General features: G+C 69.4%; 6 protein-coding genes. 5 read left to right on the forward strand and 1 reads right to left on the reverse strand.

Features of this window, described 5'->3' with window-relative positions:
- Positions 1-200: hypothetical protein (locus AC1DY5_RS37420; RefSeq protein WP_478119526.1), on the reverse strand; the 200-nt coding region annotated here is incomplete at its 3' end.
- A 693-nt stretch (positions 201-893) separates the two neighbouring features.
- On the opposite strand from AC1DY5_RS37420, the gene AC1DY5_RS37425 reads away from it, so the two are divergent.
- From AC1DY5_RS37425 to AC1DY5_RS37445, 5 genes are all read left to right on the forward strand, one after another.
- The gene (locus AC1DY5_RS37425; protein ID WP_478119527.1) at positions 894-1,538 is read left to right on the forward strand and encodes a DUF4124 domain-containing protein; all 645 of its coding nucleotides are present in this window, start codon (positions 894-896) and stop codon (positions 1,536-1,538) included.
- Between the two features lie 115 nt (positions 1,539-1,653).
- Positions 1,654-2,685, forward strand: coding sequence for a LacI family DNA-binding transcriptional regulator (locus AC1DY5_RS37430; RefSeq protein ID WP_478119528.1), 1,032 nt, complete (start codon positions 1,654-1,656; stop codon positions 2,683-2,685).
- 177 nt (positions 2,686-2,862) lie between these two features.
- Entirely contained in the window at positions 2,863-4,647 is a 1,785-nt protein-coding gene (gene araD / locus AC1DY5_RS37435; RefSeq protein ID WP_478119529.1) for an L-arabinonate dehydratase, read from the forward strand.
- 29 nt (positions 4,648-4,676) lie between these two features.
- Positions 4,677-5,693, forward strand: coding sequence for a Bug family tripartite tricarboxylate transporter substrate binding protein (locus AC1DY5_RS37440; protein ID WP_478119530.1), 1,017 nt, complete (start codon positions 4,677-4,679; stop codon positions 5,691-5,693).
- A 68-nt stretch (positions 5,694-5,761) separates the two neighbouring features.
- Positions 5,762-6,420, forward strand: a 659-nt coding sequence (locus AC1DY5_RS37445; protein ID WP_478119531.1) for a Bug family tripartite tricarboxylate transporter substrate binding protein, incomplete at its 3' end; no start/stop codon positions are given.

Here is a 6,420-nt window from a genome sequence, read left to right on the forward strand (position 1 = left end):
GCTTCTGGCAGTGCACTACGGTGCTGCTGGGCGTGGCCGTGGTGGTTCTGCTGGGGCTGCGCTTGCTCGGGCAGTGAGGCTGGCGCGCGGCGCTCCGGGTTCGGCAGCGTGAGCCCCGGCGCTTGCGCCGACCGATGATCGACATGCTGGCGATGGCGCCGAACCCCCGCCATATCGTTGATCGATACCTTCCTGCCCACGTTCCACTCTAGAGAGCGCCACGCGCTGGTGGTGGACGCGCCGCCCGCTGCCCTGCTCGATGCGGTGCTCCTGCCTGGTGCGACCCGACGACCCCTGGGCCCGACAGTTCATCCGGTTGCGCGAGTTGCCCGATCGCTGGCTGGGCCGCTTCGGCGCCCGCAGCGGGCTCCGGCATCGCGCCGCATTCGGCCTCGACGACTTCATGCCGCTGGGGCGGAAGGCGATCGCGAGATGGCGTTCGGACTGGTCGGCCGCTTCTGGCAACGCGACTATGACCTGGTGGCCTGGATGATCCCGCACTGCAGCTCGCCTGGTACACCGAGGCGGGCCTGGCCAAGCTGGTGTTGAACTTCAGCACCGTGCTGCTGCCGGACGGGCGCACCCGGCTGACCACGGAGACCCGCGTGCATTGCGCGGACCGCGCGGGGTTGACCCGGCCTTCTACGCTGGCGGCCGCAGAACCGCAATGCAAAAAGACTTGAGGTGAAAGTATTACATGTAACTACAATCGGTTACATGGATGAGACGCAGTACGACACAAATCTGGGCTGGTGGACTGAAAAGCCTGATCAGGAACCCCGGCACCCCACGTGGCAGCGTGTCTCAACCCGGCCCCGGTTCTGGCGCAACTGCGTGTGGGTCGTTGGCCTGGCGACGGCCCTCGTCTGCACGCTCGTGGTGGCGGCCACGCTGTGAATGCGATCCGCAGAGGAATCGCGACGCTCGCCTGCTGCATGTCGCTCGGAGCGCCCTGGGCGCAGGCCCAGCCGGCACCCCGGGTTTACAGCTGCAAGGATGCGCACGGTCGCGTCCTCAGCGCGGACCGCCCGATCGCGGATTGCGCCGGCAGGGAGCAGGAAGAGCTGCGCAAGACCGGAGGCGTCCTGCGCAAGGTGGCGCCGACCTATTCGGAGCTTGACCTTGCGACGCGCGACCGGCAGGACCGCGAGGCGGAGCAGCAGGTCCTGGAACGAGCGGGCCAGCGCCGGCGCGAGCGGGCGCTGCTGGTGCGCTATCCCGATGCCCGCATCCACGAGCAGACGCGCGCCGATGCGCTGGCGCAGATCGACCAGGCCATGCAACTGGCCAGAAGCTACCTGGCCGCGCTGAAGATGGAGCGCCACAAGCTCGACGAGGAGCTGGAGTTCTATCGCGGCGATCGCACCAAGGCCCCTGCGGTCCTGGATCAGAAGTTCGAGGAGAACGACAGCGGCATCCGGGCACAGACGCAGTTCATCCAGTCGAGCGAAGAGGAAAGGCAGCGCCTTATCCATCGCTTCGACGACGAACGCGCGCGGCTGCAGCCCCAGTGGCAAGCGAGGGCTTCGAGGCGCTGACGCGCAGTGGCTCGAAGGGGGAGGCAGGCCGGCGGGCTGCGGCGGCGGCGGTCGATAATTTGACGCAGCCGCGCAGCGTCGCCCGCGCCCTCCTTCCCAACCGAGCCTCTGATTCGTGACCCAGCAACATCCTTCCGGCCGTTCGGCGCGTCGCGGCAGCGGCGGCATAACCCTCAGCGACGTATCCAAGGTCGCGGGCGTGTCGACCATCACCGTTTCGCGGGCGCTGAACACGCCCGAGCTGGTGTCGCCGGAGACGCGCGAGAAGGTCCGCGCGGCAGTCGAGCGCACCGGCTACGTGCCCAACCGGCTGGCCGGCAGCCTGGCGTCCAACCGCAGCCGGCTGGTCGCGGCGCTGGTGCCGACCATCGCCGGCCCGGTCTTCCTCGAAACCATCCAGGCGCTCACCGAAGCACTCGACGAGAACGGCTACCAGCTCATGCTCGGACAGAGCGGCTACTACCACTCGCGCGAGGACGCGTTGATCGACGCCATCATCGGCCGCCGCCCCGACGGCATCGTGCTGACCGGCATCATGCGTTCGGCCGACGGCCGCCGGCGGCTGCTCGCCTCGGGAATCCCGGTGGTCGAAACCTGGGACCTGACGCCGACACCGGTCGACATGCTGGTCGGCTTCTCCCATGAGAAGGCCGGCGCGGCCATCGCCGACTTCCTCCATGCCAAGGGCTACCGCTACCCGGCCGTCGTGACCGGCGACGACCAGCGCGCCGACCTGCGGCGCGCGGGCTTCACCGCGGCGATGGCCGCCCTGGGCGTGGCGCAGGTGCCGGTGCACACCGTCCCGGCGCCCACCACCCTCGGCAGCGGCCGGGCCGCGCTGGCCGAACTGTTGACGGCCGCCCCGCAGACCGACGTGGTGGTCTGCAGCTCCGACGCCCTGGCCCACGGCGTGATCACCGAGGCCCATGCGCGCGGCATGCGCGTACCGGCCGACATCGGCGTGATGGGCTTCGGCGACCTGGCATTCGCGCAGCATGCGCACCCCGCGATCTCGACCGTGCGCATCGACGGCACCGCGATCGGCCGCCAGGCCGCTCGCTTCATCGTCGACCGGGCCAAGGGCATCGAGGTCCCGCAGAAGGTCATCGACATCGGCTTCTCGCTGATCGAACGCGACAGCGTCTGAGGCTCGGCACGCCTGCGCGCCGCACGGCCACAGGGCATTTGACGGCCTTTCGCCGTCTCTGACAGCGGAAACATTCAGACTCGATTTTCGGGAGAAACCCCAAGGTAAACCCTTGGTTAAATTCAGAATGACAGCGCTAACATTCGTAGCTCACGATGCCGACAGCCAACGCGCCCCATGACTGACACCCCCGCGCCCGCCCCGTCCCCCTCCGCGCCCCGCCGCAAGCAGCCCGAAGACCTCCGCTCCCACCGCTGGTACGGCGTCAAGGACCTGCGCAGCTTCGGCCACCGCTCGCGCACCGCGCAGATGGGCTTCAGCCGCGCCGACTACCTCGGCAAGCCAGTGATCGCGATCCTCAACACCTGGAGCGACATGAACTCCTGCCACACGCATTTCAAGGAGCGCGTGGAGGAGGTCAAGCGCGGCGTCTGGCAGGCCGGCGGCTTCCCGGTCGAGATCCCGGCGATGAGCCTGGGCGAGGCCTTCCAGAAGCCGACCACCATGCTGTACCGCAACCTGCTCGCGATGGAGGCCGAGGAGCTGATCCGCTCTTACCCCGCCGACGGCGTGGTGCTGATGGGCGGCTGCGACAAGACGACGCCCGGTCTGGTCATGGGCGCGCTGGCGATGAACCTGCCGACAATCTTCGTGCCAGCCGGCCCGATGCTGCGCGGCGACTACCGGGGCCAGGTGCTGGGCTCGGGCTCTGACAGCTGGAAATATTGGGCCGAGCTGCGCGCCGGCAACATCACCGAGAACGACTGGCAGGAGGTGGAGGACGGCATCGCCCGCTCCGCCGGCACCTGCATGACGATGGGCACCGCCAGCACCATGACCAGCGCCGCCGAGGTGCTGGGCCTCACGCTGCCGGGCGCCTCGTCGATCCCCGCGGTCGACTCGCGCCACGCCATGATGGCCACGCACACTGGCAAGCGCATCGTCGACATGGTGTGGGAAGACCTGAAGCCGCTGGACTTCCTCACGGCGGGCTCCTTCGACAACGCAGTCACCGCCGTCCTGGGCCTGGGCGGCTCGACCAACGCCATCGTCCACCTGATCGCAATGGCACGCCGCGCCGGCGTGCAACTCGACCTGGCGCGCTTCGACGAACTGGCGCGCGAGACGCCGGTCATCGCCAACCTGCGGCCCGGCGGCAAGTACCTGATGGAGGACTTCTATTACGCCGGCGGCCTGCGCGCCTTCCTGAAGGAGATGGGCCCGCTGATCGATGGCAGCCAGCGCACCTGCAACGGCCGCACGCTGGGCCAGAACATCGAGGGCGCCCAGACCTTCAACGCCGACGTGATTCGGCCGCGCAGCGAAGCGCTGCTCGAGGGCGGCGGCCTCGCGGTGTTGTACGGCAATCTGGCGCCAGCCGGCGCGGTCATCAAGCCCGCCGCCATGGAGCCGCAGCTGCGCAAGCACACCGGCCCGGCCCTGGTCTTCAGCAACTACGACGACCTGGCCGCGCGCATCGATGCGCCCGACCTGCCGGTCACCAAGGACAGCGTGATCGTGCTGCAGAGCGCCGGCCCGCAGGGCGCGCCCGGCATGCCCGAGTGGGGCCAGCTGCCGATCCCGCAGAAGCTGCTGAAGGAAGGCGTGCGCGACATGGTGCGCATCAGCGATGCCCGCATGAGCGGCACCAGCTACGGCGCCTGCGTGCTGCACGTCACGCCCGAGTCGCACGTGGGCGGACCGCTGGCGCTGGTGCGCGACGGCGACCTCGTCACGCTCGATGTCGAGGCGCGCCGCATCGACATGGCCGTGAGCGACGAGGAGCTCGCCCGCCGCCGCGCCGATTGGCAGAAGCCGATTCCGAAGTTCAGCCGCGGCTACGGCGTGATGTTCCTGAAGCACGTGCAGCAGGCCGACACCGGCTGCGACTTCGACTTCCTCGCCCCCGACTACGCAGGCGACGAAGCCGGCAGCGGCAAGGGCGAGCCCGAGATTCATTGAAGACATCCAGAGACCAAGGAATGAAGCCCATGGAGACAATCCCCCACACGTGCCGGTCCCCGCGCCGGTCCCTCGGCGGCATTGCGGCCGGCATTGCGCTGGCCGCCGCGCCGCTGCTGCCGACTGYCGCCAGCGCCCAGGCACCGGCGGCCTGGCCGACCCGCCCGATCACCTTCGTCGTGCCCTTCGCGCCCGGCGGCGGCACCGACATTGCGGCGCGCCTGCTGGCCGTGCGGCTGGGCCAGAAGTGGGGCCAATCGGTGCTGGTGGACAACCGCACCGGCGCCGGCGGCCTGGTCGGCGCCGAGCTCGTGGCCAAGGCCAAGCCCGACGGCTACACGCTGCTGATCGGCAACGTGGGCACGCAGTCGATCAACCCCTCGCTCTACAAGATGCCCTACGACGCCGACAAGGCCTTCACGCCGGTGTCGCTGTTCGCCGAGCTGCCCTTCGCCTTCGTCGTCAACCCGGGCGTGCCGGCCAAGACGCCGAAGGAGCTGATCGCGCTGGCCCAGGCCGCGCCGGGCAAGTACACCTACGCCAGCTCGGGCAGCGGCGGCTCGCCGCATCTCACGGCCGAGATCTTCCAGCAGGCCGCGGGCGTGAGCTTCGTCCACGTGCCCTACAAGGGCGGCGGCCCGGCCATGTCCGACCTGATGGCGGGCCATGTCGACATGCTGTTCGCATCGATCCTCGAAACCTCCGGCTACGTGAAGACCGGCAAGCTGCGCGCCTTGGCCGTGACCAGCGCCCAGCGCTCGCCCGCGATGCCCGAAGTGCCCACGCTGGCCGAGCTGGGCGTGCCCAATGCCGAGTCGGGCTCGTGGGTCGCGCTGCTGGCGCCGGCCGGCACGCCGCAGGCCCTGGTCGACCGGATCTCGGCCGACGTGAAGGAAGCCGTGGCCACCGAGGACATGCGCAAGGCCCTGATCGCCCAGGGCGCCACGCCGCGCGGCAGCACGCCGGCCGAGCTGCAGAAGACCATCGACGCCGACAAGCAGCGCTATGGCCAGGTCATCAAGAGCCGCGGAGTCAAGGTCGAATGAACACGAAGCAACAACACCCACGCTCCCTGCTCGCCCGCTGTGCCTTGCTGCGCGCCGGCGCGGCCTCGATGCTGCTCGCCACACCGCTGCTCGCCATGGCGCAGGGCGATGCATGGCCCAGCCGGCCGATCACCTACGTCGTGCCCTTCACGCCCGGCGGCTCGACCGATGTCATCGGCCGCGTGATCGCGCAGAAGCTCGGCGAGGTGCTCGGCCAGGCGGTGGTGGTCGACAACAAGCCGGGCGCCGCGGGCGCGGTCGGCGCCGGCTACGTCGCCAAGGCCAAGCCCGACGGCTACACGCTGTTCGGCGGCACCATCAGCACGCACGCCATCAACGCCAGCCTCTACAAGAACCTGCCCTACGACCCGGTGAAGGACTTCGACCCGATCGCGCTGGTGGCCTTCCTGCCGAACGTGCTGATCGTCGACCCCGCGCTCGGCGTCAACTCGGTGGCCGAGCTGGTGGCGCTGCTCAAGAAAGACCCGTCGAAACGCACCTTCGCGTCGTCCGGCGCCGGCACTTCGACCCACCTGGCAGGCGAGATGCTGGGCGACATGATCGGCGTGAAGCTCACGCACATCCCGTACAAGGGCACGCCGCCCGCGATGCTCGACGTCTCGTCGGGCCAGGTCACTTTCATGTTCGACCAGATCACCGCGGCGCTGCCGCTGGTGCAGGGCGGCAAGCTCAAGCTGCTGGCCGTGACCAGCGCCAAGCGCATGGC

The sequence above is a fragment of the Variovorax sp. P4_D9 genome (genome assembly GCF_056401695.1).

What these genes read in the sequence shown, in the direction of transcription:
- araD (WP_478119529.1), top strand. Translation starts at nt 2,863, where the DNA reads ATGACTGACACCCCCGCGCCCGCCCCGTCCCCCTCCGCGCCCCGCCGC.